At 50.7% G+C, this 26689-nt stretch carries 21 protein-coding genes; 12 read left to right on the top strand and 9 right to left on the bottom strand.

The annotated features are described in order from the left end of the window. Positions 1-2436, top strand: coding sequence for a glycoside hydrolase family 2 TIM barrel-domain containing protein (locus tag JI741_RS01160; RefSeq protein ID WP_202006768.1), 2436 nt, complete (start codon positions 1-3; stop codon positions 2434-2436). 94 nt (positions 2437-2530) lie between these two features. On the opposite strand, the gene JI741_RS01155 is transcribed toward JI741_RS01160, so the two are convergent. Next, entirely contained in the window at positions 2531-3436 is a 906-nt protein-coding gene (locus JI741_RS01155) for a PorP/SprF family type IX secretion system membrane protein (protein ID WP_202006767.1), read from the bottom strand. Positions 3437-3445: 9 nt separating this feature from the next. Then, positions 3446-4804: a T9SS type B sorting domain-containing protein gene (locus JI741_RS01150; RefSeq protein ID WP_202006766.1), complete on the bottom strand. Its 1359-nt coding sequence runs from the start codon at positions 4802-4804 to the stop codon at positions 3446-3448. Between the two features lie 388 nt (positions 4805-5192). On the opposite strand from JI741_RS01150, the gene JI741_RS01145 reads away from it, so the two are divergent. The 4 genes from JI741_RS01145 to JI741_RS01130 all read left to right on the top strand — a co-directional run bounded on the left by JI741_RS01145 (position 5193) and on the right by JI741_RS01130 (position 9422). Next, positions 5193-5867 (top strand): response regulator transcription factor, encoded by a 675-nt coding sequence (locus JI741_RS01145; protein WP_202006765.1) that lies wholly within the window; start codon positions 5193-5195, stop codon positions 5865-5867. After that, positions 5864-7135, top strand: coding sequence for a sensor histidine kinase (locus JI741_RS01140; RefSeq protein ID WP_202006764.1), 1272 nt, complete (start codon positions 5864-5866; stop codon positions 7133-7135). The genes JI741_RS01145 and JI741_RS01140 overlap by 4 nt, the downstream gene beginning before the upstream one ends. Positions 7136-7172: 37 nt before the next feature. Beyond that, positions 7173-7778: an HD domain-containing protein gene (locus JI741_RS01135; protein ID WP_202006763.1), complete on the top strand. Its 606-nt coding sequence runs from the start codon at positions 7173-7175 to the stop codon at positions 7776-7778. 222 nt (positions 7779-8000) lie between these two features. Continuing rightward, positions 8001-9422, top strand: coding sequence for a glycoside hydrolase family 125 protein (locus tag JI741_RS01130; RefSeq protein ID WP_202006762.1), 1422 nt, complete (start codon positions 8001-8003; stop codon positions 9420-9422). 78 nt (positions 9423-9500) lie between these two features. Here the strand turns inward: JI741_RS01130 and JI741_RS01125 are convergent, their stop codons facing one another. Further along, entirely contained in the window at positions 9501-9704 is a 204-nt protein-coding gene (locus tag JI741_RS01125) for a hypothetical protein (protein ID WP_202006761.1), read from the bottom strand. 142 nt (positions 9705-9846) lie between these two features. Beyond that, on the bottom strand, positions 9847-10560 hold the full coding sequence (locus JI741_RS01120) for an acyloxyacyl hydrolase (RefSeq protein ID WP_202006760.1): 714 nt from the start codon (positions 10558-10560) through the stop codon (positions 9847-9849). Positions 10561-10950: 390 nt separating this feature from the next. Between JI741_RS01120 and ispG the strand changes: the two genes are divergently transcribed. Both ispG and JI741_RS01110 read left to right on the top strand, forming a co-directional pair. After that, positions 10951-12921, top strand: a complete 1971-nt coding sequence (ispG, locus tag JI741_RS01115) for a (E)-4-hydroxy-3-methylbut-2-enyl-diphosphate synthase (RefSeq protein ID WP_369411710.1) — start codon at positions 10951-10953, stop codon at positions 12919-12921. A 60-nt stretch (positions 12922-12981) separates the two neighbouring features. Then, complete coding sequence (locus tag JI741_RS01110) at positions 12982-13197, top strand: DUF6728 family protein (RefSeq protein ID WP_202006759.1); 216 nt, start codon at positions 12982-12984, stop codon at positions 13195-13197. Between the two features lie 72 nt (positions 13198-13269). On the opposite strand, the gene JI741_RS01105 is transcribed toward JI741_RS01110, so the two are convergent. From JI741_RS01105 to JI741_RS01095, 3 genes are all read right to left on the bottom strand, one after another. Then, positions 13270-13485, bottom strand: coding sequence for a hypothetical protein (locus tag JI741_RS01105; RefSeq protein ID WP_202006758.1), 216 nt, complete (start codon positions 13483-13485; stop codon positions 13270-13272). A 37-nt stretch (positions 13486-13522) separates the two neighbouring features. Continuing rightward, positions 13523-14089: an RNA polymerase sigma factor gene (locus tag JI741_RS01100; RefSeq protein ID WP_202006757.1), complete on the bottom strand. Its 567-nt coding sequence runs from the start codon at positions 14087-14089 to the stop codon at positions 13523-13525. A gap of 106 nt (positions 14090-14195) precedes the next feature. Next, a complete protein-coding gene (locus tag JI741_RS01095; RefSeq protein ID WP_202006756.1) occupies positions 14196-16595 on the bottom strand; it encodes an ABC transporter permease in 2400 nt (799 codons plus the stop codon). Between the two features lie 39 nt (positions 16596-16634). On the opposite strand from JI741_RS01095, the gene JI741_RS01090 reads away from it, so the two are divergent. Together JI741_RS01090 and JI741_RS01085 are read left to right on the top strand one after the other, a co-directional pair. Next, positions 16635-19724: a ligand-binding sensor domain-containing protein gene (locus tag JI741_RS01090; protein WP_202006755.1), complete on the top strand. Its 3090-nt coding sequence runs from the start codon at positions 16635-16637 to the stop codon at positions 19722-19724. Continuing rightward, entirely contained in the window at positions 19708-20340 is a 633-nt protein-coding gene (locus JI741_RS01085) for a response regulator transcription factor (protein ID WP_202006754.1), read from the top strand. Before JI741_RS01090 ends, JI741_RS01085 begins: the two co-directional genes overlap by 17 nt. A 337-nt stretch (positions 20341-20677) precedes the next feature. Here the strand turns inward: JI741_RS01085 and JI741_RS01080 are convergent, their stop codons facing one another. After that, positions 20678-21190 (bottom strand): hypothetical protein, encoded by a 513-nt coding sequence (locus JI741_RS01080; protein ID WP_236675817.1) that lies wholly within the window; start codon positions 21188-21190, stop codon positions 20678-20680. Between the two features lie 238 nt (positions 21191-21428). On the opposite strand from JI741_RS01080, the gene susR reads away from it, so the two are divergent. The 3 genes from susR to JI741_RS01065 all read left to right on the top strand — a co-directional run bounded on the left by susR (position 21429) and on the right by JI741_RS01065 (position 24740). Continuing rightward, positions 21429-23033: a SusR family glycan utilization regulator gene (gene susR, locus JI741_RS01075; protein WP_202006752.1), complete on the top strand. Its 1605-nt coding sequence runs from the start codon at positions 21429-21431 to the stop codon at positions 23031-23033. 342 nt (positions 23034-23375) lie between these two features. Beyond that, positions 23376-23825, top strand: coding sequence for a hypothetical protein (locus JI741_RS01070; protein WP_202006751.1), 450 nt, complete (start codon positions 23376-23378; stop codon positions 23823-23825). 612 nt (positions 23826-24437) lie between these two features. Further along, complete coding sequence (locus JI741_RS01065) at positions 24438-24740, top strand: hypothetical protein (RefSeq protein WP_202006750.1); 303 nt, start codon at positions 24438-24440, stop codon at positions 24738-24740. A 282-nt stretch (positions 24741-25022) separates the two neighbouring features. On the opposite strand, the gene JI741_RS01060 is transcribed toward JI741_RS01065, so the two are convergent. After that, a complete protein-coding gene (locus tag JI741_RS01060) occupies positions 25023-26300 on the bottom strand; it encodes a hypothetical protein (protein WP_202006749.1) in 1278 nt (425 codons plus the stop codon). Positions 26301-26689: the final 389 nt, after the last annotated feature.

The following is a 26689-nucleotide window of genomic DNA, read 5'->3' as shown; positions in this document are numbered from 1 at the left end:
ATGAAGAAAATTAACCTTATAAAAATCAGTGTACTGTTTGTTGTCGCCGTGTGTGTCACAGGCGCGCAGGCACAGCAATCGCGGGGCTACCGGTTCAACGATCAATGGAAGTTTTTTAAAGGCGATGTGGCAAAGGGCGAGAAGCTGGCCACGTCAGATGCATCGTGGCGCACGGTGGACCTTCCGCACGACTGGAGCATCGAAGGGCCGTTCAGCGACGCGTGGGCCAGCGGCACGGGCTACCTGCCTACAGGCATAGGGTGGTATCGAAAAACCTTCGCGTTGCTTCCCGCACAAAAAAACAAGACGATCTATCTCTACTTTGACGGCGTCTATAAAAACAGCGAGGTGTGGATCAATGAGCAGTATGTAGGGAAGCGCCCCAATGGCTACGCGTCTTTTTATTACGACATCACAAAACACCTCCGCCAAACCGGACAGAACACCATTGCCGTGAAGGTGGATCACACTGACTTCGGCGACTCGCGATGGTATAGCGGCTCTGGCATCAATCGCAATGTGTATCTCATGGCGGTGGAGCCGGTGCACATTGCCGTGTGGGGCACGGTGTTCACCACGCCGCAGGTTTCTGCTGAGCAGGCCAGCGCCCGGCTTACGGTGTCGGTTGTGAACAAATCAAAGACCGTGGCCAGTGCCACCGTGGTGGCGGATCTTGTAGACGACAAAGGCGTTAGTGTGGCGCATGCCGAAGAAAAGGTGCAAGCCAAGGCAGAAGGGGAGAGCGAAAGCAAACTTGAGTTCGCGGTGAAAAATCCGGACCTGTGGTCGGTAGAATATCCGGCGTTGTATACTCTGCGCACCAGCGTGGTGGTGAATGGAAAAAAAACGGATGAGGTCACAGAGAAGGTTGGATTCCGGAACGTTCGCTTCGACGCAAACAAAGGATTTTTTCTGAACGACGAAAACATAAAACTCAAAGGCGTTTGTTTTCACGACGACGCGGGCGCATTAGGTTCTGCTGTGCCGAAGGCTGTTTGGCAACGCAGACTACAAACCTTGAAAACGCTGGGCTGCAACACCATTCGCATGAGCCACAACCCGCACCAGGACTATATCTATGATCTCTGCGACGAAATGGGATTCCTGGTTCAGGATGAGGCCTTCGATGAATGGGCCATCGGAAAAAACAAATGGATAAAGGGATGGAACGTGGGCACTCCGGGCAAAGACGGCTACAGCAAGTATTTCGCCGAGTGGGCCGATCGCGATTTGCAGGACATGATCAAACGAAACCGTAATCGCACCTGCATCATCATGTGGAGCATTGGTAACGAGATCGATTATCCCAACGATCCCTACACACACGAAGTGCTGAACACGGGTCGCAATCCACAAATCTACGGAAGAGGCTATCAGGCAGGCAACCCGCCAGCCAGCGAGATGGGCGTGATCGCCAAACGCCTCGTGCAGGTTGCTAAACAACTCGACACCACGCGACCCATCACGGCCGCGCTGGCTGGTGTGGTCATGTCTAACCTCACCGACTATCCCGATGCGCTGGACATTGTGGGCTACAACTATCAGGAGTATCGCTATGCCGACGATCATGCAAAATATCCACAGCGTGTCATCTATGGCAGCGAGAATGGAAAAGGCTACGATGCCTGGGCACCCGTGGCAGAACTTGACTATATCTCCGCGCAATATTTATGGACCGCCTTCGATTTCCTTGGCGAAGCCTCGGCGTGGCCGGTGCGCAGCAGTGGCGCCGGTGTGATTGACATGGCGGGAAATCCAAAGACTGAATTCTATTATCGCAAGAGCCTCTGGTCTGCAGAGCCCACCACGTTTCTCTCCGTAGCCGAGGTTTCCAAAACATCGCGCGGTCGCGGGCGCGGTGGTTTTGGCGATGCGCACTGGAACGGAACACCGGGCGACTCTGTAGCGGTGTTCTGCTTCACCAACGCCGAGAATGCCGAACTGTTTGTGAACGGAGCGTCGCTGGGAAGCAAATCGAGAAGCGCCTCGCCACAAAAAATGATGGTCTGGAAAACGGTGTTTCAACCCGGTGAGCTGGAAGTGAAAACATCATCAAAAAATGAAGAGAGAGGGAATTTCAAACTCACAACCCCTGGAAGTGCAGCCAGCCTTCACGCCACAGCAGATCGCGTAACACTGAAAGCGGATAAAGACGATGTTTCGCACATCGACATCACCGTGCTGGATAAGAATGGCCGCTTTGTCCTCAAGGCGGAGAACGAAGTTGATGTGAACATTCAGGGGCCGGGTCGGCTCATCGGGTTGGAGAGCGGCAGCCTTTCCAGTCACGAAGACTACAAAGCATCGAAACGCAAATTGTTCAAGGGGAAACTGCTGGCCTATGTTCAGGCAACAGGCACCGGTGTGATAAAAATCACTGTGTCATCACCGGGTCTGGGTTCACATACCCTTGAACTGAATGCGGTGACCCCTTAGTTTGCGTTGCAGAAGATCAACAATCGGCGAAATATAAAAGACGCAAGGTGAAAGCTTCGCCTTGCGTCTTTTATTATAACCAATCCATACAATCTTAAAAGCTTAGCGCAGAAGGTAGATCGTGGAAACTGAATGCTTTCATTCTTAGTCCCAAAGTAATCTCATGGGTTGTGAATTGTGAGCCTGCAGCTTTTCCTGTAGGAATTTCAAATACATAGCCAACGCGATAAACATCTTTCACGATCAGTTGAAACAAAAGGCCATAGGTATTAAAGTTGCGTGTGAGGATGCCGGCCTGATATTTTCCATGGGCAATCAGCGATGCATTCAAATCAACTGACAGCGGTGCGCCGGCCACATACTTCACCAGCGCAGCAGGCTTGAGGCGAAGATGGTCGGAAAGAAAAAACAGGTAGGCCCCAAGGGCATAGGCATGCTGTGAATACAAGGTATTGTTAACCCCCAGCGTTTCTACTGACGACTTGAGCATGCGTGGCACGGACAACCCCACAAAAAAACGATCATTGTTCAGAATCAAACCCGCGCCGAGTGTGGGCACGGTTTCACTTTGTTTGCCTTGAAACAACGGATCGGTGGGATCCTGAATGTTGAGCCCGGTGTTGTCGGTTTGATAGTTGGCCATGCCCGCCTGAAGGCCGAACGCAAGGTTGGTGCCCGCCGCATTCAGCGCGATGCGATAGGTGTAGGTACCGGTCACTTCCGTCACCTTGCTGCTGCCGATTTTATCCGACACCACCATGAACCCAGCGGCCATGTTGTTGCGCAGGGCAGCATGGATGTTGACGTTCATGGTTTTGGGACCGACCATGCCCGTCCACTGTTGCCGGTAACTGACGGAGGCATGCAGCGTGTTGCCAAACCCACCATAAGCCGGATTGATGACAAACGGGTTGTTAATGTATTGCGCGTATAGCGGATCCTGTTGGCCATCGCAGAAGGTTGCCGTAAGAACAAAACAAAGGAGTAGAGTGTATCTCATGATGTCGTTTTAATATTTCAATTCCAGAAAACCACGGATGGTGCGGTCGGCATCCGGCATTTCGATGTGGTAGTAGTAAGTGCCTGTAGGAAGTTTGTTCCCATCGGATGAAAGGCCTTTGAACACACGCGACTGGTTGTCGTAGTCGTTCACGGTGAACACCACGTCGCCCCAACGGTTGAAGATGACAACGCTGTTCTTTCGGGTGTCGGAGCGCACGTCTATGTTTTCGAGGAAGAACACGTCATTCTTTTCATCACCATTTGGCGACACGGCGTTGAAGACCACCACGTCGCCCGGAGCTGAGTCGTCGTGCAGCACGGTGAAGCTTTGTTCGCTCACGGCTGTGAATCCCGAAACAGTAACGGAGAGTGGCCCACTACCGGCGTTGTCGGGAACAATCACGGTGATGGTTGTTGTAGTACTGGTTGTTACGGTCCCAACCGCGCCGTTCTGAAAGTTCATCACGTTGTTCGATGGCACGGGATCGAAGTTTGTTCCGGTAATCGTAACCACCGTGCCGGGTTTGCCTTCGGTGGGCGTGAAGCTGATGATGGTGGGCACCAGCGGCTCCGCACCAAACGACAAACGCATACCTTGATAGCCGCCACCCGAAGGATACTCATAGCCATACTGAAATTGCGACACGCTATTGGCACTCATACTGAATTCAGAGAACCCGCCTCCGGGGTAGTCGATGACGCAAACCGTGTTGCTGGTGGTTGGAAAATTAGGCGAGAATCCGTCTGAGACGTCGTAGGGGATGTTGCTTTTACTGAAGCCCGGATTGCTGTCGGGGTTCACACCGGTGAAGTTGATGGAGTTTAGCACCCACGCTGAATTTGGATCGTCTTTGATCTCAAAGAACACCCACTCGGGATCACTAAGCGTTTCAATGCTTTCCACGGTGATGGTGGTCTTGAAACTTCCATTGAGTTTGTTTTGCCGTGTGCCCGTGAGTGCTCCGTCTCTGAAAATATCAAACTGAAACAGAAACCCGGCCCAACCCCCGAAACCATTGGATCGAAATGGCGAACCCTCGGTTGAAGACACCGCGTGCCCGACCGTGATGCCATTGGGATCGTCAGCAAGGTGACGAACCCTCACCCAGATGTTCTGTCCCAGATAGTCTTGCACGGGATAATAGATGCCGTTGGTGAACAGCGGATGCGTTGCGCTGGCTCCCGTGAAATTGAACGCACTCAGTGTTTCTCCCGACGACGTGAGGCTTGTGCCCGACGCCGTGAAGTAGATCGTGTTTTGAAAATCGAGCGATTGCCCGTGCACAGCAGGAGCAAGGCTTTTGAGGCAGACGACCAGGAAGACCGACATGGTTAACGAGGGCGACAAACGAAGCAAAGTTGACATAGCGATTCCGTTAAGGATGATTGTGGAGTTCACATCCTTGACAAAGATCTTGTGACGCCCTGTTAAAAAACATCCTGTAAAAACAGGATATTTGAATTTGGTAGAACCGTCAGTGCAGGAATTTGGCTGCAATGCCCAAAACCAAACGTGGTAGCTCAGGTGGATGCGATATGGCTTTTCCTGTTTTTTTGGCCGTACTTACAGTATCGAAAACGGTGGGGCGTTCATGCCGAAAACAGACTCCATCCCAGGTCTAAGGCGTGAAGGCGATCCGTGATGCTGTAGACTTTGGGTTGCTATAAAGGGAAATCGAAGGGAATGACCTGCTTCAGAATTTCTACAGAATGTGAGTTTTATTTGGGACGAATAAAATTTCCGCTGGGCCGGCATGAAGATTCTGATTATAGAAGATGAAAAGGAGTTGGTGAAAAGCATGGCGGAGTTTCTTCGTCAGGAAAACTACGTGTGCGAAACGGCCTATTCTGCACACGACGCCGAAGACAAGATTCTGCTTTTTGACTACGATTGCATTTTGCTCGACATCAACCTTCCCGACGGCAGTGGTCTCCGGATTCTGGAGAAGCTGAAAGAAAACAACAAGTCCGACGGCGTCATCATCATCACGGCAAACAATTCGCTTGAAGATCGTGTGCTGGGCCTGAACCTGGGTGCCGACGACTATCTGGCCAAGCCGTTCTTTCTGCCCGAATTGAGCGCCCGGGTGTCGGCCATCATACGGCGCAAACAGTTTGGCGGGAGCAACAAACTTGCCTTCCGCGAAATCAATATCGACCTGCCGGGAAAAATTGTGAAAGTGAACAACACCGAGGTGGACCTGACGCGCAAGGAGTATGACCTGCTCATGTTTTTGCTGGCCAACAAAAACCGCGTGGTGTCGAAGAATGCCATTGCCGAACACCTCTCCGGCGACAACGCCGAGCTGCTCGACAAATTCGACTTTCTCTATTCACACATCAAAAACCTGAAACGCAAGTTGGCCGACGCGGGTAGTGAAGACTACATCAAAACGGTTTACGGACTCGGCTATAAATTTTCGGTATGAGACTTCTTCAGGTAACCTTGCGCAGCTCGCTCCTCTATTCCCTTGTGGTGGTTCTCATCAGCATACCCGTTTCCATTTTTTCGGTTCGTGAACTACTCAACGAGGAAGTGGACGAAGCGTTGGCCCTGCACACCGATCAATTCCTCAACCACATCCAGAACTTTAGTTACCTCGACGATCTCGAAACCGACCTGGAAGTTGTTGATCAGCTTTCATACGATGTAGACATCAAACCCTCCAACGGACGCGCACCCCTGAAAGACTACCAATCTGTTTCCATCTACGACAGCGCCGAACAGGATTTTCGTCCCTTTCGGGAATTGTCGTCGGGTGTCGACATCAAGGGCAAACACTACATCCTGACCATGCGCATGTCGTTGGTCGATAACAACGAGTTGCTGGTGGCGATTGGGTTGGTGCAATCGGCGCTTATCATTCTGCTGGCCACGGGGCTGTTGTTGTTGAATCGTTCGTTGTCGCGGAAACTGTGGGAGCCTTTCTATAGAACACTGAATCAGCTCAAGGCCTATCAGCTCGACAAAAACGAACCCATTCGTGCCGATAGAACAAACATCATTGAATTCGACGACCTGAATAGCACCGTGAGCCATCTCACCGACAGGAACCGAAAAGTGTTTCTTCAACAGAAGGAGTTCATCGAGAATGCATCGCACGAATTGCAAACGCCGCTTGCCATCTTTCAATCCAAGCTCGACATGCTCATGCAGAAGCCGGCCATCACTGAGTCGGAAGCGCAGATCATTATGGAGCTGGAGGCCACGGCGCAACGCATGTCGCGGTTAAACAAAAATCTTTTATTGCTCAGTAAGATCGACAACGAGCAATACAACGATAAGGAAGAAATGGAACTGTCGTCTGTCATCGAAGGAATGTTGACAGAGTTGAGGCCAATGGCCGACGTGGAGAACATCATCATTACCACAACCACACAACACTTAAAGATCGATGCAAACAAAACACTGATCGAGGTGTTGCTGACCAATCTTTTTCACAACGCCATCCGGCACAATGTGCGGGAAGGCAGAGTAATGGTCAACCTCAACAAACGAACGCTCACGGTTGCGAACACCGGTAAGGCCGTGAACATGAACGTGGAGAAAATGTTCGATCGCTTCAGCAAAGAAAGCATGAACAAAAACAGCACCGGCCTGGGGCTGGCAATTGTGAAGCGCATATGCGATACATCGGCCTATACGCTGCACTACACGTTTGAAAACGGCATGCACACTTTTACGATCGTGTTTTGAATAAGCAACGAATCATCACTTCTACCGCAGACGCACCATGCAGGACTTGAATCCCTATGACTCCGAACTCCTGAACAGGGTTGAGGCGTATGTGAAGGAGCTCCTGAACACAAAGCTCCCGCCCACACGTGTCTTTCACACCCTGCCCCACACGGTGAACGTGGTGCGCGCGTGCTGTTCATTGATTGCACACTATGCCACATCCCAGGCAAACGGAGAAGCATTGTTAACGGCCGCATGGTTTCACGACACCGGCTATACGGAAACCGGAGTGAAACACGAGGAGGAAGGTGTGAAGATCGCGCTTCGCTTTCTGCGCGATTTCAACCTGCCACAAGAGTTCTATCTGAAGATTGAAGGCCTCATCATCGCCACGAAACTTTCGGCCAGTCCCAAAAGCCTGCTGGAAGAAATGTTATGCGACGCCGATCTTAGCCACCTGGGCTCGGAGGAATATGAGATGTGGTCGCTGCGCCTGAAACAGGAATTTGAACGCCAGCTAAACAAGGTCATCACCCTGGAGAATTGGAACCAGCAGAATATTTTCTTTTTTAAGAATCATGCTTACTACACAACCTATGCGCAACAACAATGGGGGCCGGTGAAGGAGAATAATTTGATGATGCTGTTGAAGTCAATCTAGAGAGACGCACACGCTTTTATTTCGCTTCGGTGAACGCCATGGTGCTTTCATTTCCAGTGTTTGCACAAAGAGGCTTGCCAACGTGCCAAAAAATTCCGAAACTTAGCGATCATAGACATAGAGCAACCTGAACCAACACTTCCGGTCAAAGACATCACGCGATTGCACGATGTTGAAGTGTAAATGGCGAACACGATTGTTTAGAAAAAATATACAAACGAAATGGACAGACTGGAATTTCTTCAACACCTGGGCGCAATCGGAACCGGAGCCATGCTCGCCCCCGATGCATGGAAACAGAACAATACCATTGAATTTCCAGTGGTACGCACAGCAAAAGCACAGCGCCATTTCTCCAGTCCGGCCATCGAAAAAGCGATTAGCGATTTCAAAACGCGCGTAAAAGACCCTGAACTGGGATGGTTGTTTGAAAATTGTTTTCCCAACACCCTCGACACCACAGTGTTTTTGAAAGCACAGGGCAAAAATCCAGATACCTACATCATCACCGGCGACATCGACGCCATGTGGCTTCGCGACAGCACGGCACAAATCTGGCCCTACTTGTCGTTCATGAAATCGGACCCCGCGTTGCAGAACCTGGTGGCCGGTGTCATCCACCGTCAAACACGTTGCATCCTGAAAGATCCCTACGCCAACGCGTTCTATGACGACGAAACAAAAGTGAGCGAATGGAAAAGCGACCTAACCGACATGAAGCCCGGCATCCACGAACGCAAATGGGAAATCGATTCGCTGTGCTATCCCATCCGCCTGGCCTACCACTACTGGAAAATCTCGAACGACACCACACCGTTCAACGACGCGTGGAAGCAAAGCATACAAAGCACCCTGCAGGTATTTAAAGAGCAGCAACGCAAGAATGGAAAAGGTCCCTACAACTTTCAACGCACCACCTACTGGGCAACCGATGGCGTTCCGCTGAGTGGCTATGGCTATCCGGTGAAACCCGTGGGCCTCATCTGCTCCATGTTCCGCCCCAGCGACGACGCCACGATATTTCCGTTCTTGATACCGGCAAATTTCTTTGCCGTGGTGAGTTTGAAACAGGCTGCAGAGATGATGAAGGCTGTCAGCAAAGATGCTGCGCTGGCCGAAACGTTACTGGCCTTGGCAACAGAAGTGGAGACCGCATTGAACCAGTACGCCGTGGTGGAGCATGCGCAATTCGGAAAAGTGTATGCCTACGAAGTGAACGGCTTCGGCAGCTACAACCTCATGGACGACGCCAACATTCCCAGCCTGCTCGCGCTACCCTATCTGGGCGCCGTGCCTGCCACCGACAAAATCTATCAGAACACACGCCGCCTCCTGCTCTCCGACAGCAATCCCTTCTTCTTCAAAGGCACCGCAGGCGAAGGCATTGGCGGCCCGCACGCCGGCATGGACATGATCTGGCCACTAAGCATCATCATTCGCGGCCTCACCAGCACCAGCGACGACGAAATCCGCGCCTGCATCCGTGTTCTCAAATCCTGTCACGGCGGCACGGGCTTCATGCACGAAGCCTTCCATAAAAACGACGCCACCAACTTCACCCGCAAATGGTTCGCCTGGGCCAACACCATCTTCGGCGAGTTCATGTGGGATGTGTATACGAAGAAGCCTCAACTGCTTGGATAAATAGGTGAGGTGAGAATGATTTTTTGAAATAGGCAGACTCAAAAAAAATAACGCCAACGAGGATGGTTCCTGGAGAATTTATTCAGGGGCTTTTCCTATTTCCTGACAGGTCTTAATGTAATCATCAACAGCAAATCTAAACGCGGTTCCGAGCTCGTCAATCGTGCATCCTTCAAAGGCCACGGTGTCGCTAATGCCAGAAAGCTTTCCGTAGAATACGCGATCGGCTTGGCTATAGTCAATCGTGCTCACATAGCCTTTGTATTCATTCAGTGTATTCATATTTCAATTCTTTTAACAAAAATTGTGATTGGTATTTTTATGTATGTTGATGTAAGGTAAGAATTTGAAATGTAATTTATGCTCTGGTGCGAGTCTCCGACTCGTACCCACAATCAATTCAGTCTCCGACTGAATCACACCCTCAATACTTATGTATATCCTTATTAAACCGATAAATCACCCCCACAAAAAATCCATTGCTATCATGCCCCGGGTTTCGATCCGACCCGTTCAAATCGCCATTGGCAACATGCAGGTGTCGCACGCCGGTCATCAGGGAAGTGCGGCGGGCGATATTCATTTCCACACCGAGGCCGTATTTGGTGGTGTAGTTCATGCGGGTGCCCGTGCGCTCGTCTTGCAGATTTGATTTTGGAAATTGCTGAAAGAAATAAACCAACCCGCCACCCGATTCCAGGTAGAGCCGTGCGTGTTTCGTGCGCAGTACATAAAAGCGTGCAAAAGGACGCAATGCCATGCCCACGGTGCTGTTCACATTGTCGTTAGGAAAATAGAGCGATGTCTCTATGCCCAGCGACATCCAGCGGCGCATAAAGAAGTTGATGCCCATGTTGGTCTGCGGCAAAAAGGTGTGCGGATATTTATAGCCCCACGAAAAGCCTGCATCCGAATAGAACGAGAAACGGTTGTGCAGCGCCGAGTCGCGCGGTGTGAACAGCAAAAAAGCCACCACCCCCACGGTAGGCAACACCATGCCCATGGAGGTGTGCAGTTTCAAAGGCTTGAATCCCAATGGATTTTGATACCAATGTTCGCCGGGTGGATATTGGGCATGCGCCTGGCTTAGGGTGAGCGCCAGCACGAGGATGGTCAGAAAAGATACGCGGACTTTCATAGCTACAACTACACTATTAACAGCACAGCCGCTCAAGTTTCCTTGCCTATGGAAAAAAAAGTCGCCCAATGGTCTTTTCATTCAATTCGGTGGTTGGCCGTAACTATTCGGGGGCATTTGGAGTTTCTTGGGCAAATGCCGGCACAAAACCCACTTCCGGGTGAATATCGAGCTTGGTTCGTTCGAAACACGCCAGTCCCAGCCGTTTGGCGGGAGACCTGGCTTCGGCGACATCGCTTATTGGCATTCGTGACAAAAAAAGGGACTAACCCATAACTAATCGCCATAATCGATGGTTCTGCCTTTGCTACCATGCTACCAAATACTCACTGCTAACAACTCAGGACTCAAGACTAAAATCGTATTTTTGCATTTCAAATCCGTGAACACGTGAACGACCAAATCGCAGCCGCGAAACACTATTGCAACAGCCTGGTTCAGTACAGCCGCCGGCAAACCGTGGAAGTGAAGATCGGCGACCTGCCTATGGGCGGGAACAACCCCATCCGCATCCAGTCCATGACCACCATCGACACCATGGACACGCAGGGGTCAATTGAGCAAACCATCCGCATGGTCGACGCCGGGTGCGAATATGTGCGCATCACCGCCCCCAGCATCAAAGAGGCCCAGAACCTGGCCGAAATCAAAAAAGGCCTCCGTCTGCGCGGCTACACCGTGCCCCTTGTGGCCGACATCCACTTCACACCCAACGCCGCCGAACTGGCCGCCCGCATCGTAGAAAAGGTGCGTATCAATCCCGGCAACTATGCCGATAAAAAGCGATTCGAAAACATTGACTATACCGAAGCGTCCTATCAGGCCGAGCTGGATCGCATACGCGAGAAATTCATACCGCTGGTGCGTATCTGCAAGGAACACGGCACGGCCATGCGCATTGGCACCAACCACGGCTCCCTGAGCGACCGCATCATGAGCCGCTACGGCGACAGCCCCATGGGCATGGTGGAATCGGCGCTGGAGTTTTTGCGCATCTGCGAAGACGAACAATACTACAACATCGTGTTGTCCATGAAGTCGAGCAATCCGCAGGTGATGGTGCAAGCCTACCGCCTACTGGTGCAGAAAATGGATGAAGAAGGTTTCAAGCCCTATCCCTTGCACCTCGGTGTGACCGAAGCCGGAGACGGCGAAGACGGGAGAATAAAATCATCCGTAGGCATCGGCACGTTGTTGGAAGATGGCCTGGGCGACACCATCCGCGTCTCGCTCACCGAAGAACCCGAAGCCGAAGTGCCCGTGGCTTTCGAGCTTGCCAAACGCTACGACACCCGTGCGCCACACGATCCGATTCCGGCCATCGATCATTACCCGGTGACACCGTTTGAATACAACCGCCGCAAAACACGCGCGGTGCAGAACATTGGCGGCGAACATTTTGTGCCCCGCGTGGTCGCCGACTTTTCGGGAAAAGAAAAAGTGACACACGCGTCGCTCTTTGCCGTGGGCTATCACTATTCGGTGCCCCTCGACAAATGGAACATCAGCGACATGGCCTGCGACTATGTTTTTCTGGGCGACACCACCATCGACTTCGAGATCCCCGGCACCCTGGGCCTCATCTATAATCACAAAACGTGGCTCACACAAAAAGGCCAGACACGTGCCTATCCCTTCATTCGCGCCGAACACTATTTGAAGGGCGTTGAGAAATCGGATACACTGAATTTTGTTTATGCGTTGTTGGGTGACGTGAACGACGCGTTGATGGCTGCAGTAAACGCAGATAAAACCGCCGTGCTCTTCATCGACACCTACAACAACCACGGCATGCCCGAGCAACGCCGCCTGTTTGTGACGTTGATGAACAACCACTGCGATGTGCCCGTCATCATTGGAAAGGCGTATGCAAACCTCAGCATCGACCAACTGCAACTCTACTCGGCAACCGACTTTGGTGGTTTGCTGGTGGATGGCCTGGGCGATGGCATTTTCATTGCGGCCGAAAACTGTGGTCCCGACAAGAAGATAAACGAAACAGCGTTCAATATCCTGCAAGCCACGCGCACGCGCATTTCGAAAACCGAATACATATCATGTCCGTCGTGCGGCCGCACGCTGTTCGACTTGCAGGAAACCACGGGCAATATCCGCTCGCGCACCAGTCACCTGAAGGGCATTAAGATCGGCATCATGGGCTGCATCGTGAACGGTCCCGGCGAAATGGCCGATGCCGACTATGGCTATGTAGGTTCCGGCCCGGGTCGCATAACGTTATACAAAGGAAAAGAAGTGGTGCGCAAAAACGTGCCCACCGCCAAAGCCGTAGACGAGCTCATCAACCTCATTCGCGAACATGGCGACTGGATTGAACCCCAACTGCACGGCGCGCCCTCCTAGAAAGAAAAAGGAATTGAATTGACAATAGGAACAGAGGCGAACGAACAAAACAACACAGCTATGGAAACGAGCAACGACAACACCGGCACACCCCACAAGAAAAACACGGTGAAAGATTTCTTTTCGCTTGGCGAAGTGGGCGGCTATTTCTTCCGCAAGAAAGATCCCAAACGATTTTCGGATATGAACATCAGGATGATGCACGGCATCAACAAGATCTCGATCATTGTGTTTTTGCTGGGTGTTATTTTCCTGATCCTGAAGCGCGTGCTCTGATGCGCGAACGGGCTGAGCGAAGGTTGATCCCTTAAAGAAACGTGACAACAAAAAAACGGCGCTGTGAAAAAATCACGGCGCCGTTTTCGATTCGGTCTGTTGAATGTTTTTGCCCGGTGTTTTTTTCTGTTGCAGCTGTTCGAGGTGTTTCACCATCACAAACAAAATTATCAGAATGATGAGCACGATCACCACAACAACGTAGATCACCGCGCGGATGGTGCGTTGCACGCGTTGGTTGCGTTCGTGGCGAGCCATGAGCTTGCTATAGTTCCGATGGCGTGCCATGCTGCCGGAACTCACTTTTTGCCGCCGAAGTCGTATCTCATTCCTTCCCATCGTACTTGATTCGTAATTTAAAATTCTTGCGCAGTCTGTCCAACGCGCGATAGGTTCTCATCTTGGCACCGCTTTCGGTGATGTCGAGGATGAAGGCAATTTCTTTAAAATCTTTGTCCTCGAAAAACCGCAGTTGCAAAACTTCCAGCATGTCGGTGGGCAGATCGCCCAGATATTCCAGCAGTTTCTCCACCACCTCTTCGTCCCAATCTTCGTGCGCCTGCTCAATGAGTTCGCGCACGCGAATTTCTTCGATGCTGAACACCTTGTCGTGTTTGCGTTTGCGATAATACTTGTTCACCTCGTTGCTCGCAATCTTATAGAGCCACGCCGAAAACGGAACACCCCTGAACTGATAACGATCCAGGTGCTTCAGCACACTAAGAAAAGTTTGTGAGGTGATATCGGCCGTCACATCTTCATCGTCGATCTGACGGTACACGAAATTGAAAATCCGGTCGAAATATTTTTCGTAGAGCTCGCCGAAGGCTTTGGGATTCTTCTTCGCCCTTTCCAGGACCGCATATTCTTGCTGTATCTCGGCTTCCGTCATGCAGTAACAATTGCCCTCATAACGCGAAGGTAGGCGGAAAGTCACAAAATAATTGGCCCGCGCCGGTGTTTTTCACCAACGCGGGCCAGGCAATATTTTTATCAACTTATTCATTCCGCAACGTATCCGCCGGATTAATCAAAGCCGCCTTAATCGCCTGAAACGCTGCCGTTCCATAGGCAATCGCCAAACACACCAGCGCCGACGCCAAAACCGGCCATACGCCAATCTCTGTGCGATAGGCAAAGTCGTTCAACCAATTGTGCATCATCCAGTATGCCACCGGCAGGCCCATCACAATGGCCAGCAGCACGAGACGCGAGAAGTCGCGCGTGATCAGAAACACAATGCTCACGGCCGTGGCCCCCAGCACTTTGCGGATTCCGATCTCTTTTGTTTTCTGTGCAGCCGAGAAAGCCACCAGGCCAAAAAGACCCAGGCAGGCGATCACGATGGTGATGCCGGCGAACGTGGTGCTCAGCGTTTTCATGCGCTGTTCGTTGGCATAGAGCGCGTTGTATTGCTGGTCGAGAAACGTGTATTCGAACGGGCGGTGTGGCAACGTGGTCTTGCAGATTTTTTCAAGCTTGCTCAGCGCTTCGGTGGGGTTGCCGTTGAGTTTCACAAACAGGAAGCTGTATTGGCTGTCTTCGTTGAACAACACTAGCGGCGCGATCTTTTTGTGCAGCGGCGCAAAGTGAAAGTCTTTGGCCACCCCGATAATTTCGCCTTTGCGTCCGTTCATGTCTACCGGGGTGCCCACGGCTTTGTCGAGGGGAAGGGCCAGTTCGTGCAGTGTCGACTCGTTCACAACAAAGGTGTAGCTCGCGCCTGTCGTGTCGGCTTTTGTGGTGGCGGCATCTGTCTCCACAAAGTTGCGGCCTGCCACGAGCTCGATGCCGAGGGCGGGAATGAAGGCGTCGTCAACCGACATGGCCGTCACAATCATGCCGCGGTCGCTCGTGCTGCCTTTCAGGTTCAGCGAATAGCCGCCGTTGATCACCGTGGGCGATTCGGTGGCGCGTGCCACGGCGCGTCCAGCGCCACTGCGCAATATTTCAGACTTCAGTGCAGTATAGACCGAGGCTGTTTTTTGATCGAGTGGCAATATCACTGTGTTGTCTTTGTCGTAGCCTAATTTTTTCTCTTGCAGATAATTCAGCTGCTTGATCACCACCAGCGTGCCAATGATGAGGATGATGGAGATGCCAAACTGAAACACCACCAGGCCTTGGCGAAGCCATACACCCTTGCCCGATGTTTTGAAATTTCCCTTCAACACACTCACCGGCTTAAACGACGTGATGGCCAGCGCAGGATAAGCGCCCGCTACCATGGCAATGATGATCGACACCAGCAAGGCTCCACCCATAAAGGCCGGACTGAACAACAACGCTCCGGCAAACGATTTTCCGGTAATGCTTTCAAACGCCGGCAAAGCCAGCCGCGCCAGGAAAAACGAGAGCGCCAGCGCAATGAGCGTGATGATGACCGATTCGCCAATAAACTGTGTGAGCAACTGCTGACGCAGTGCACCAATCACTTTGCGTATGCCCACTTCTTTGGCGCGGTCGGCTGCACGTGCGGTGGCCAGGTTCACATAGTTGATGCAGGCAATGGCCAGCACCAGAAATGCAATGGCTCCGAAGATATAAACATATTGAATGTTGCCCACCGGGGTGGCCTCGTCCATGTCGGAGCGGAGGTAGATGTCGGTGAGGGGCATGAAATTGTATTTCACATAATCGCCGGGGTTGGTGAGCTCGTTGGCCAGCGCTTCCTTCACCAGCGTTTGAGTTTTGTCAGACAGCGCCGCCTCGTTGGTGCCGGGTTGCAGCAACACAAAGGTTTGATAATTGGCACTCCACCAGATTTGTTCTTTCGATGCCGGGAGCGATGCAAAAGAGGCGATGAAATCGAATTGCAGCAGCGAGTTGCTGGGCACGTTGTCGATCACGCCCGTCACCAGATATTCGGTGTTGTTGTTGATCTTAAGGGTTTTTCCGAGAGCTTCGGCTTCACCAAAATATTTCTTCGCCATGTTGCGCGTGAGCACCACCGTGTTGGGCTCGGTGAGCGCGGTGGCCGTGTTGCCCATCACAAGAGGGAAGGTGAACACCTGGAAGAATGTGCTGTCGGCATAGAAAAATTTCTCTTCCTGAAAAATCTTGTCGTCGTGTTTCACCACAAAGGGATTCCACGACGAAGGATTGTAGATGCGCACACCATTTTCCACTTCGGCAAAGTTCTTTTGTAGGGTAGGCAGTAAGGCAGTAGGCGACACCGCCGTGCGCGAGGTTTGCCCGCCAAAGCTATATTCCAGCGACACGCGCTGGATTCGGCTGGCGTGCTCGTGAAAGGTGTCGTAGCGCAATTCGTGCACCACCCACGTCACCAGCAGCAGGCAGGTGGCCAGGCCCAGTCCAAGACCGGCAATATTTATGACGGAATAAGAACGATGTTTTTGTAAACTTCGTAAACTGATGAGAAGATAGTTTTTAAACATAGCGAAGGGAATAGGGTGATGACCATAAGACTACAAAAAATGACCAACGGTTACACCGACCGGAAAAGATATTCGCCGGCCCCGGGAAAATTATCCCGCCGCACGGGGTATGACCGGGAAAAGCAGAAGCACGTTCTTTGCGAGGTGATCTGTATGTGCCGGGCTTTTCTTCTGCTTATACTGTGCCTCGCGGCATCTGAGCTGCTGGCCCAGGACGAATTCTATTCCATCCGAAACTACACCGCCGTAGATGGACTGCCCCAGTCGCAGGTGATGGGCATGGTGGAAGATAAAAACGGCTACCTCTGGAGTGGCACCACCGGCGGCGGCCTGGCCCGCTACGACGGCCGCGATTTTAAAGTCTACACCACACTCGATGGCCTTCTGGGCAACCAGGTGGTGTCGCTGCAATTCGACCGGCATGACAACCTCTGGATCCTTCACCCCCGCGGCGTTACACGCTTCGATGGCCTGCACTTCCGCCGCTTTGCCGCGCCCCCCGGAACGCTGGTCGACCGCCAGTTTATGAGCATGTATATGCTGGGCGACACCCTTTTCATGTATTCCACCAGTGGAAAGCTGAGCCGGATCTATAGCGACACCCTCATGTCATGGGAGAAACCCTTGTATAAAGACGTGATGTTGTGGGGAGGCCACAAGGCACCCGGTGGCGAAGTGTGTTACTACACCAGCGGCGACAGCAACGTGTTTGTGATTCAAACCCTGAAAGGCCTCGTCACGTTTCCGTCGGGCGATGTGGGCAAAGTATACAACCTGTTCAACTATAAACACGACGTATTTTTCAAAACCCCGAAGGGCGTCTACAAGCTCGACATCAAAAACAGGGGCGTGGTGAAAGTGCCCTGGGAAATGCCCAACTATGTGTTGCTCCAAGACGCCAAAAGCAACGTGCTCTGGACCACCACCGGCATGGCGTTGCTGAAGGAGACACCACCCGGCGTTGTTCCCTTCAGGCGCGACACGGTGGTGAAAGATGTTGACATGTATCATGCCCTTGTCGACTCCGAAGGCAACACCTGGTTTGCCTCGAACGGCCGGGGCCTCTACAAATATTTTATGCAGGACTTCAAACGTTGCAGCTCCGAAAACCTGCGCGGCGTAATGTCCATCACCAAAGACCGCGACGGCGCACGATGGATCGGCACCATGGGCAAAGGCTTGTGGAAGATCAACCACGGCAAAATGAAATCCTATAGCGATCCGAAAGACACCCGCCGCAACGCCGTGCTCACCGTGCGCCAGGCGCCCGACGGAACCATTTGGGCCGGCACCGCCTCTGGCCTGGGCCGCTATGATGCAGCCAAAGATTGTTTCCAATGGTTCACACGCAAAGACGGATTGCCCGGATGGTCCGTCACCTCCGTGGCCTTCGATGGAAAGGGTACCTATGTCTCCACCGGCAACGGCCTTAGCTATTTCGACGGAAAGACCTTCAAAAACTTTTCCACCAAAGACGGCCTCTACACCAACGGCATCTGGACCACACACTACAACCCGAAAAGCAAAACACTTTTCATCGGCACCGAAGTTGGCCTCAATACATTGCACAACGGAAAGGTGGACAAAGTGCTGATGTCGGAAATTGAAAACACATCCGTGCTAAGCATCAATCCCCTGAACGACTCGCTGTTGTTGCTGGGCACGGGCGGCGCTGGCATCATGGTGTTGAATCCAAACGGCGCCATGCGCAAACTCATCACTACACGCGATGGTCTGTCGTCAGACTTCATCTACTTCGCTGCCATCGACGACAAGGGATATATTTGGGTGGGCACCGAAAAAGGAATTAACCGCGTGAAGCTCGACCGCCATTTCGACGTGAGCGAAAACCTGCACTACGACTACGACAACGGCCTCGCCGGTGTGGAGACCAATCAGAATGCCTTCTACCTTAGCCCGACCGAAAAATACTTCGGCCTCGTGGACGGCCTCTATGAATTCAACAACGCAAACACCGACAAACCCCGCTCGTTCGATGTGCACCTCACCGACGTGCTTTTGCTCTATGGCGAATATTCGGCGCGCGACTATGCCGACAGCACCTATGGCTTTTTCAGAATTCCCTACAAACCATCGCTGCCACCCGACAAGAATCACGTCACGTTTCAATTCAACCGTGTTGACAAGCGTTACTCAAAATCGCTGAAGTTTAAATACATCCTCGAAAACTTTGACAAGACCTGGTCGCGACCCTCGGCCGTTGAACAGGTGACCTACAGCAACCTGCCCCCCGGCGAATATACCTTCCGCGTCATGAGCACCAACAACGAAGGCAGCTGGGCCGACACACGCATTGCCTACAGCTTCACGGTGCGTTCGCCGTTCTATCAAACGGCAAGCTTCCTGGTGGGCATGTTCATTCTGGTGGCCGGGCTGGTCACGTTGGTGATGTATGTGCGGGTGAAACAACGCGTGAACCGCGTGATGATGATGGAACGCATCCGCCAGAAAGAACAGGAAACCCTGCGCAAGGAAATTGCCCGCGACTTCCACGACGAAATGGGCAACCAGCTGACGCGCATCATCAACTACGTGAGCCTGCTGAAGCTGAACGCCAACGGTCACACCAATGGCAACGGCTACAACGGCACCAACGGCCACGACCTCTACACAAAAGTGGAAGACTCGGCCAAGTATCTCTATAGCGGCACACGCGACTTCATCTGGTCTATCGACCCGGTGAACGACGAGCTGTCGAAGTTGTTCATTCACATCCGCGACTTTGGAGAGAAATTGTTTGAAGAAAAGAACATCAGCTTCCGCGCCTACAACGAAGTGAAGGAAAAGATAAAGCTGCCCTATGGCTTCAGTCGCGAGGCCAACCTCATCTTTAAGGAAGCCATGACCAACGCCTTCAAATCGTCGGGCGCCAAAAATGTGGCGCTCACGCTGAAGCGCGACGAAGAAGGATTTGAGATGACCTTCGAAGACGATGGTATAGGTTTTTTGACCGACAACATCGAAAAATCGAATGGTCTTCAAAATATTCGTGAAAGAGCCACCAGGATCAATGCGCTTTTACGTATACAAAGTGCCAAGGACCAGGGAACGAAAATCGTCCTCAATTTTAAACTCACCAAAACACTGAAATATGGGCTTGCCATTTAAGAAACGGGTCATGATTGTGGAAGACGATCAGGAGATCCGAAACAGCTTCACCCTCATTGTGAACAGCTCACAAAAGTTCACCGTTGTGAATGCCTACGGTTCGTGCGAAGACGCCATCGCCAACCTGAACCGCGACAAACCCGAGATCGTGCTCATGGACATTGAACTGCCCGGTGTGAACGGCATCCACGGCACCAAAGTGATCAAAGACAAAAGCCCACACACCGACATCATCATGGTGTCGGTCTATGAAGATAGTGAACTGGTGTTTGAAGCATTGAAGGCCGGCGCCTCGGGCTACATCACCAAAAGTGCCAACTACATGGAACTGCTGTCGGCACTGGAAGAGATTGTGAAAGGCGGCGCGCCCATGAGCAGCCGCATAGCCCGCATGGTCATCGACAACTTTCATGTGAACCCCAACTCACCCCTCACCAAACGCGAAACCGAAATCCTGCAACTGATCTCCGAAGGAAAAACCTACACCCAGATTTCCGAAGAGCTCTTCATTAGCAAGGAAACGGCCAAGACCCACATCAAAAACATTTATTCCAAGCTCCAGGTCAACAGCAAATCGGAAGCCATCGCCAAAGCGAACCTCGAAAAGCTGATCTGAGAAAACGCGATCACAACGGGCATGCCGCCGCAGTCTTTCCAACCACGGCGGCACCCCGGATGGTCATGTCTGAATGCCCCAACATAATTGCAGTTTCGCCGCCGCAATCTTGTGATCTTCAAAAGGCATTCCCATCGTGAACATCCACGCGAACATTCAGCCCGATATATTCCCTTTTCATCTGCTCCGTTAGGAGCACCCTGTCTATAGAATGTGAATTGTTTAAATGACGAGCTCCATCGGAGCTACCTAATTCGAAGGCTGGTTTTACTACGGCCATGCCGTTACAATTCAACCCGATTTTCGATTCGACATTTGCCCAATTCCCAAATCAGCATCACATGTCCCGCTTAACGGATGCCTGACTTCTGATTTTTTCGATATAGTCGTCGATGGCGTTTTCGGATTTGTTAAGATCGACCATCAGAAACAACGTCACCAACACAGACGCACAACCCACGACAAGCGATAGCCAAAAATCGAACGGCTTCCTGACGACCTCGATAGTGATGATCAGAACACACCAAAGAATGAAAAACAATGCCATATTGCCCAGTGCGAACGAGATTTGAAGAAACGATTCATCGTCAACCGTTTTTTCTTTTCCATGGATAACGATGTGCGAGATGTACGTGATGTTGCTTTTTTGAAAGCCCGTCCAGCGTAACAGCTTGAACCTTTTTTCGGCAATGTCCACCTCGCCATGCCACGGCATAGGCGAAGGTGTGCTGTCTCTAAGCCACATGGCGAGACGCGATTCTTTTTTTGTGGCTGTGTCGAGGTGAAAACGAACAAACAGATTTTTGTCTGCATCGAATAGGGGAATTGTCTTTCGCCTTAAAACCAACATAAGATTGAATCAAATCGGATAAAAACACGGGTGCCACACCCAATCGTTGTGAAACGGCACCCGGAAGGTAAAATTATTTTTTAAAATCACCTAGGGGTTTCATGGCGCCAACGGCCCAGCGCACACGCAAGGAAAGACTGGACAAAATTTGTTTTATAACCGGCCATTTGCCGATGCACCAAATTGTTAACTTCGACCTTAGGGCTGTGCTCACGCTACTGACTGTGGCCCATGGGTTATGAAAAGTTTATGGATTTTGGGGATGTTGTTGTTGCTGGCAACCGGTGGCCTGGCGCGCACCGTGAACGACAGTCTGATTGCCGTGTTGCGAAAGGAAATCGAACAGAAAGACGTGTATGTGCAACACAAGCTGAAAAACATCGCACAGCTTCGTCAGGCCCTGATCGGGGTGAACAGTCTCTCGCAGGAGAAGCAGTTTGATCTATACAACGCGTTCTATCATCAGTACAAAACCTTCATTAACGACTCTGCCTTTAAATACGCCGTCAAGCTCATCGAAACGGGCCGACGCCTGCACGACAAATCGCGGCTTGGCTATGCTCGGGTGAAGCTGGGTTTTATCCTTATCTCGGCTGGCATGTTCAAGGAAACCTTCGATTCGCTCAATGTGGTGGAGGTGCGCTACCTGGCCGACACCGTGAAAGCAAACTACTATTGGCTGCTGGCCAAAACCTATACCGACCTGAACGCCTACAACCGCTATCATCACTATCACAAAGAATATGTGGCCGAGGCCCAGCACTATATCGACTCGGCGCTGCAATGGTCGGCCCCCGAATCGTATCGCTTCTACAACGTCACTGTGCTGAAACATGCCTTGCTCAACGAGCACGCGCGGGTAGTGGAAACCGTGGGCGAGCTTTTCAAAACACACACCCTCACCGATCCCCAGCGCGCCGTGAACTACTACGACCTGGGTGTGGCCTATCGCGGCCTGGATCAACTCGACAAAACCTTGCAGTGCACATTGCTGTCGGCCCTGTCAGACATTCGCGCGGCCACCAAAGAAACCGCCGCCATGTACACACTGGCCCGGATGCTCTACGAACGTGGCGACGTGGCCAATGCCTACATCTTCATCCGCCAGGCCCTCGACGACGCAGAGTTTTATGGCGCGCGGCAACGCATGGTGGAAATCGGTTCGATATTGCCCATGATTGCCTCGGCCGCCCTCACGCATTCCGAAACACAACGCAGGCTTTGGTTGGTCTACGGCCTTGGCCTGTCGCTGTTGCTACTGGTGGTCACGCTTTTTGCCTACATCATCTTCCGCCAGTTGCGCAAACTGAAAGCGGCCGACCTCACCATCGTGGAGGCCAACACCACCTTGCAACACACCAACCTGAAGCTCACCGAGGCCAACCGCATCAAAGAAGAATACATCGGCTATTATTTTTCCATCAATTCCGAATACCTCGACAAAATCGAAACCGTGAAGCGCTCCGTCGAACAAAAGCTTACGCAGAAAAAATACGACGACATACGCTTCATCATCAACAACATCAACGCCAAGCGCGAACGCGACGAGCTCTACCTCGGCTTCGACAAGGTGTTTCTGAAACTGTTTCCCGACTTTGTGAAAACGTTCAACTCCTATTTTAATGCCGAAGACCAGTTTTTGCTGAAAGACGGCCAACTCCTCAACACAGAGCTTCGCATCTTCGCCCTCATCCGCATGGGCATTACCGACACCGACGACATTGCCCGCATTCTGGGCTACTCCGTCAACACCATCTACGCCTACAAAACCCGCATCCGCAACAAATCCACGTTGCACAACGACGAGTTCGACCGCCGCATCATGGAGATCAAAGCAACGTGACCGACAACAGCCGGCACCGCAACGTGCATAACCGAACGCACGGCGGGTGAGAAATGTGGGGGAGGGCAGACGCATTGTGGAGGCGTTGCGGTGAGAAAAATGAAACGGTCTTGCTCAAAACACAACGAGGCCGATAGGTGCTCGCCCCATTATCCTTTCGAAAGAGACATATCGCGTTAATATTTTTTTGGGCGCGTTTTTTTATAAGATGTTGACAGTCATTTTCTTTCTGCAAACGCGGTCAAAATAAATCTATATTCTGTTCATGGAAATTGAAGTTGAGGTGGTATCCGTCGTTTTTTGATAGCGACAACCGACCACAACCACCTAACCCCAGATGCCATGCCCAGGGTGATGCCAAAACAAAAACCGCGGAAGATCGAATTCATCGGCGACTTCACAGACGACTCCATTGTGATTGGCAACCATGGCGACGTGACGCTGGTGGCCCGTGGCAACTTCAACCTCTCCGGCCTCATCTATTGCGGTCGCAACACCGTGGAGCTTGAAATTGCCGGCGACGGCTCCATCGCCTTCAAGGGCATCTGCAAAAAGCTGATGATAAAACGCATCGAGGGCAACTGCACCATCGACCTCAGCGACCTCATCACCCAGTCGGTGTGGTGCGAATCGGCCAAAGGCAAATCGATCGTGACCCTGGGCCGCACCCGCACCATCGAACTCCTAAGCCTCGACGAAGACGCCCTGGTGCGCTACGAAGGCAAACCCCTCTTGCTCAACTATTCCCTGCGCGGCAATTCCAAAATCGAAAACTGGAAGGCAGCAGGGTAAGTCACACGCTTTTTTCATTCATAATTTTCTCTATCCCCAACCTAACGCTGGTCAGTCGCCAAACCGGGCTTACTTTTTTGGTAACAAATTCATCCCATGTGGGTGACAGAGAATTCACATAGCCGAACCACCTTTGTCGCGGTCCTTTTTCGCAACAAGCAGAAAAAAATTTCTTCATAAGTTTAGGTTAATGAAAGAACTTCTAAAGGACTAGGCTCTCCAGACGGGAGGGCTTTTTTTTTGATCAGGCCAAACACCCCACGGCCCAGGTCCCTTCCTCGAAGCTTAAAATGCCAACGATATTTCGTTGCTGCCAAACGAAGCATCGTTGGCTCATCCACCTCTCTTCCCAAAAAACTGTCTTCATACCTCTAAAAGCGCATTGCTGTCCGGCACAAAAGTTGATAACGCGCGGCCATGGCTATTGCTTCGGGTTGTATGTGCGTTTAATGTGTTTGGCACTTTCCTCCTAGGTGGCTGTACTCATCCTCCGTTTATCCTCCGTTTCGAAACGGAGGATAAACGGAGGATGAGTACAGCCACCCTACACCCACTACCAACCCAGGCCGGCACGAACAGGCATTTGTATCAAACCAAAAACAACATACTTCTATGGCACATCTGAAAAACAATCCCAACGGCCGCCGCAAACTGAAAGGCCACGCCGACGACATGGTGCTGAAAAGCTACGGCGACAAAACCTACCTGACCAAACGCGCCGACATGAGCAACGTGGAATGGACCGATCGACAGAACAACGGGCGCTCACTTTTTGCGGAAGCACAGGCTTATGCGAGTGAATTTGTGAAAGATCCTGTGCGGGTGGCGGCTTATCAGAAGAAGATAAAGCCTGGGCAGCGGGTTTATAATCAGGTGTTGGCGGAGTATAAGCGGAATCATGAGGCGGGGTGGTGATGTGACAGAGCTGAAGAGAGGGTTACGCTTTGATGATGCTCTTCAAAAGGATTGTGTTGCTTTCATTTGTTGGTTAAACTTTTTCTGATCGCAATAAAGCAACACCAGAAGGGCAATGGTCAGTAGTTGTGTGAAGCGTTGGCCTCTGTATTGTGTTTGGCCTCCTCTTTGTTGAGGACGGAGCCATTGCTGCGTATTCCATCGTGAGCGCCAACGCTACCTAGTGAAAAAGAAGGTGATGAATGTTAATTGATGGTCTAACTTACAAGGGAGACATATAATTTATTTATCAAGAACGTATGCACCCATATAGGCGATACAAATAAGGCCCGTTATTGAAACAACTACTAGATAAAACGTCATTGCCTTCTTTCTAAACCTGATTTTATCAATCTTCAAGCTAAACATAAAAAAAATACAGGAGGTATAAATAAATGAATACCACATCCTTTCATAATTATTAATCTTTTTGGCCGTTGGAATAGACTCTATTACATACACTCCATGATTTCTGTCGTTCAACCCGTCATACATAAAATATGATAAGAAGGAAAACATGAATAGAAAGACGAAAGCCCATAGAAACACCATTCCCTTTCTGTGTCCGTAAAAATTCCAATAGTGAGGAATCCACCAAACCCAAGGGAATTTGCCATGCGCCCACTTATAGTCATTAAACTCGATGTCAAGTAGTTCAAAGCTTTGAATCTGACCACGATCATTAAAGTTTCTCAGTAATGATTCATAAATCGTATTTATTTCTTCGATACTTAATTCCTTATTATGCTGATCTACTAATAACAGCTTGAAGTGAATATAATCTAAATGAAACTTAGTGATGTCAGCCCTGTATAGTGCAATTCTATGAACCTCACCTGGTTTAAATGCCAACCTTGACAAGTCGATCTCACCTTGTTCTATTTTGACTCCTTGGAAAAACAGATACTCAGGCAAATGATTCTCGAAAAAAATTAGTGACGATTCACCTAATAATTGCAAATTAATCATCGATATCCTGTTCTTAATATTACAGCTCTGGAATAAAATATCCTGTTCGAAGGTGGCGTCGTCAATAGTAATGCCTCCATTAAATTCTGATAAATTTATATTGATCGGTCCGTAGGATTTAGATCTTTCTAAGGTAAAATTGCCATATATAGTATCTTCTTCCAGAGCGAGACCTTCTTCAAAAACAGTTTCTCCAAAATCTAGCCCCTGGTGAAATACTGATCGTGCTAAATATGGGCGGCTTTTTATCGAGTCATTAAAAAACTGCACATAACCATAAAAATCAACATACTCAAAACGAAAATTAGAATAAAATGACTTGTTTATATATTGCACTGGACTTCTAACTGCGCATTCGTATAAATTGAAATTGGTGTGAATCTTCCAGTGGCGATTTTCAAGTATTTTCTCAAAATACAAATTGGCATGCTTACTATAATTAAATTCTCTGCCATTGAATTCGTGGTTAATGTATACGCTATCACTATTTGCCTTTTGAGCAAAAGATGATGATGAAATTAGCATCAAGATCAGGCAGAGGAGTCTATACATCTTGTGTTGTTTAATTCTGTCACCCCAATGGCTGGTCCAGATCAAAAAGTTTTTGAATAATCGCCGCACCTTCATAATAACTACTACTCAATCATTAAGTGAGTTAAATTTATCTGCCTTCATTTCCAGGCCCTTCTGAAAGGCTTCGTTTAACTATTAACTTCTAAAATATAGATTTTTGGTCGTAGTTGCTATACTGTTGCATGTTGGAAACTCTGCGTCGACTTTCCGCGCGGGTGACGACTTTCATACTGCATAGCTCTATCCAGATTAAGAAAAAACTGTATAGTTTGGCGCCATGAACTTCTGATGAATGACTAACATCAGAAGGAGCTATGTAAAAGATGGGGGAGGCCCCCTCGAAATCGGCATGCTGGAGTAGATTTCAA

The sequence above is a fragment of the Chryseolinea lacunae genome (genome assembly GCF_016735595.1).
Lineage (GTDB): Bacteria > Bacteroidota > Bacteroidia > Cytophagales > Cyclobacteriaceae > Chryseolinea > Chryseolinea lacunae.
Note: the sequence above shows the minus strand (reverse complement) of the source record. Positions and strands in the feature narration are given on the sequence as shown.

Coding starts and splice junctions, on each gene's coding strand:
- JI741_RS01160 (WP_202006768.1), top strand. CDS start 1: ATGAAGAAAATTAACCTTATAAAAATCAGTGTACTGTTTGTTGTCGCC.
- JI741_RS01155 (WP_202006767.1), bottom strand. CDS start 3,436: ATGAGATACACTCTACTCCTTTGTTTTGTTCTTACGGCAACCTTCTGC.
- JI741_RS01150 (WP_202006766.1), bottom strand. CDS start 4,804: ATGTCAACTTTGCTTCGTTTGTCGCCCTCGTTAACCATGTCGGTCTTC.
- JI741_RS01145 (WP_202006765.1), top strand. CDS start 5,193: ATGAAGATTCTGATTATAGAAGATGAAAAGGAGTTGGTGAAAAGCATG.
- JI741_RS01140 (WP_202006764.1), top strand. CDS start 5,864: ATGAGACTTCTTCAGGTAACCTTGCGCAGCTCGCTCCTCTATTCCCTT.
- JI741_RS01135 (WP_202006763.1), top strand. CDS start 7,173: ATGCAGGACTTGAATCCCTATGACTCCGAACTCCTGAACAGGGTTGAG.
- JI741_RS01130 (WP_202006762.1), top strand. CDS start 8,001: ATGGACAGACTGGAATTTCTTCAACACCTGGGCGCAATCGGAACCGGA.
- JI741_RS01125 (WP_202006761.1), bottom strand. CDS start 9,704: ATGAATACACTGAATGAATACAAAGGCTATGTGAGCACGATTGACTAT.
- JI741_RS01120 (WP_202006760.1), bottom strand. CDS start 10,560: ATGAAAGTCCGCGTATCTTTTCTGACCATCCTCGTGCTGGCGCTCACC.
- JI741_RS01110 (WP_202006759.1), top strand. CDS start 12,982: ATGGAAACGAGCAACGACAACACCGGCACACCCCACAAGAAAAACACG.
- JI741_RS01105 (WP_202006758.1), bottom strand. CDS start 13,485: ATGGCACGCCATCGGAACTATAGCAAGCTCATGGCTCGCCACGAACGC.
- JI741_RS01100 (WP_202006757.1), bottom strand. CDS start 14,089: ATGACGGAAGCCGAGATACAGCAAGAATATGCGGTCCTGGAAAGGGCG.
- JI741_RS01095 (WP_202006756.1), bottom strand. CDS start 16,595: ATGTTTAAAAACTATCTTCTCATCAGTTTACGAAGTTTACAAAAACAT.
- JI741_RS01090 (WP_202006755.1), top strand. CDS start 16,635: ATGACCAACGGTTACACCGACCGGAAAAGATATTCGCCGGCCCCGGGA.
- JI741_RS01085 (WP_202006754.1), top strand. CDS start 19,708: ATGGGCTTGCCATTTAAGAAACGGGTCATGATTGTGGAAGACGATCAG.
- JI741_RS01080 (WP_236675817.1), bottom strand. CDS start 21,190: ATGTTGGTTTTAAGGCGAAAGACAATTCCCCTATTCGATGCAGACAAA.
- susR (WP_202006752.1), top strand. CDS start 21,429: ATGAAAAGTTTATGGATTTTGGGGATGTTGTTGTTGCTGGCAACCGGT.
- JI741_RS01070 (WP_202006751.1), top strand. CDS start 23,376: ATGCCCAGGGTGATGCCAAAACAAAAACCGCGGAAGATCGAATTCATC.
- JI741_RS01065 (WP_202006750.1), top strand. CDS start 24,438: ATGGCACATCTGAAAAACAATCCCAACGGCCGCCGCAAACTGAAAGGC.
- JI741_RS01060 (WP_202006749.1), bottom strand. CDS start 26,300: ATGTATAGACTCCTCTGCCTGATCTTGATGCTAATTTCATCATCATCT.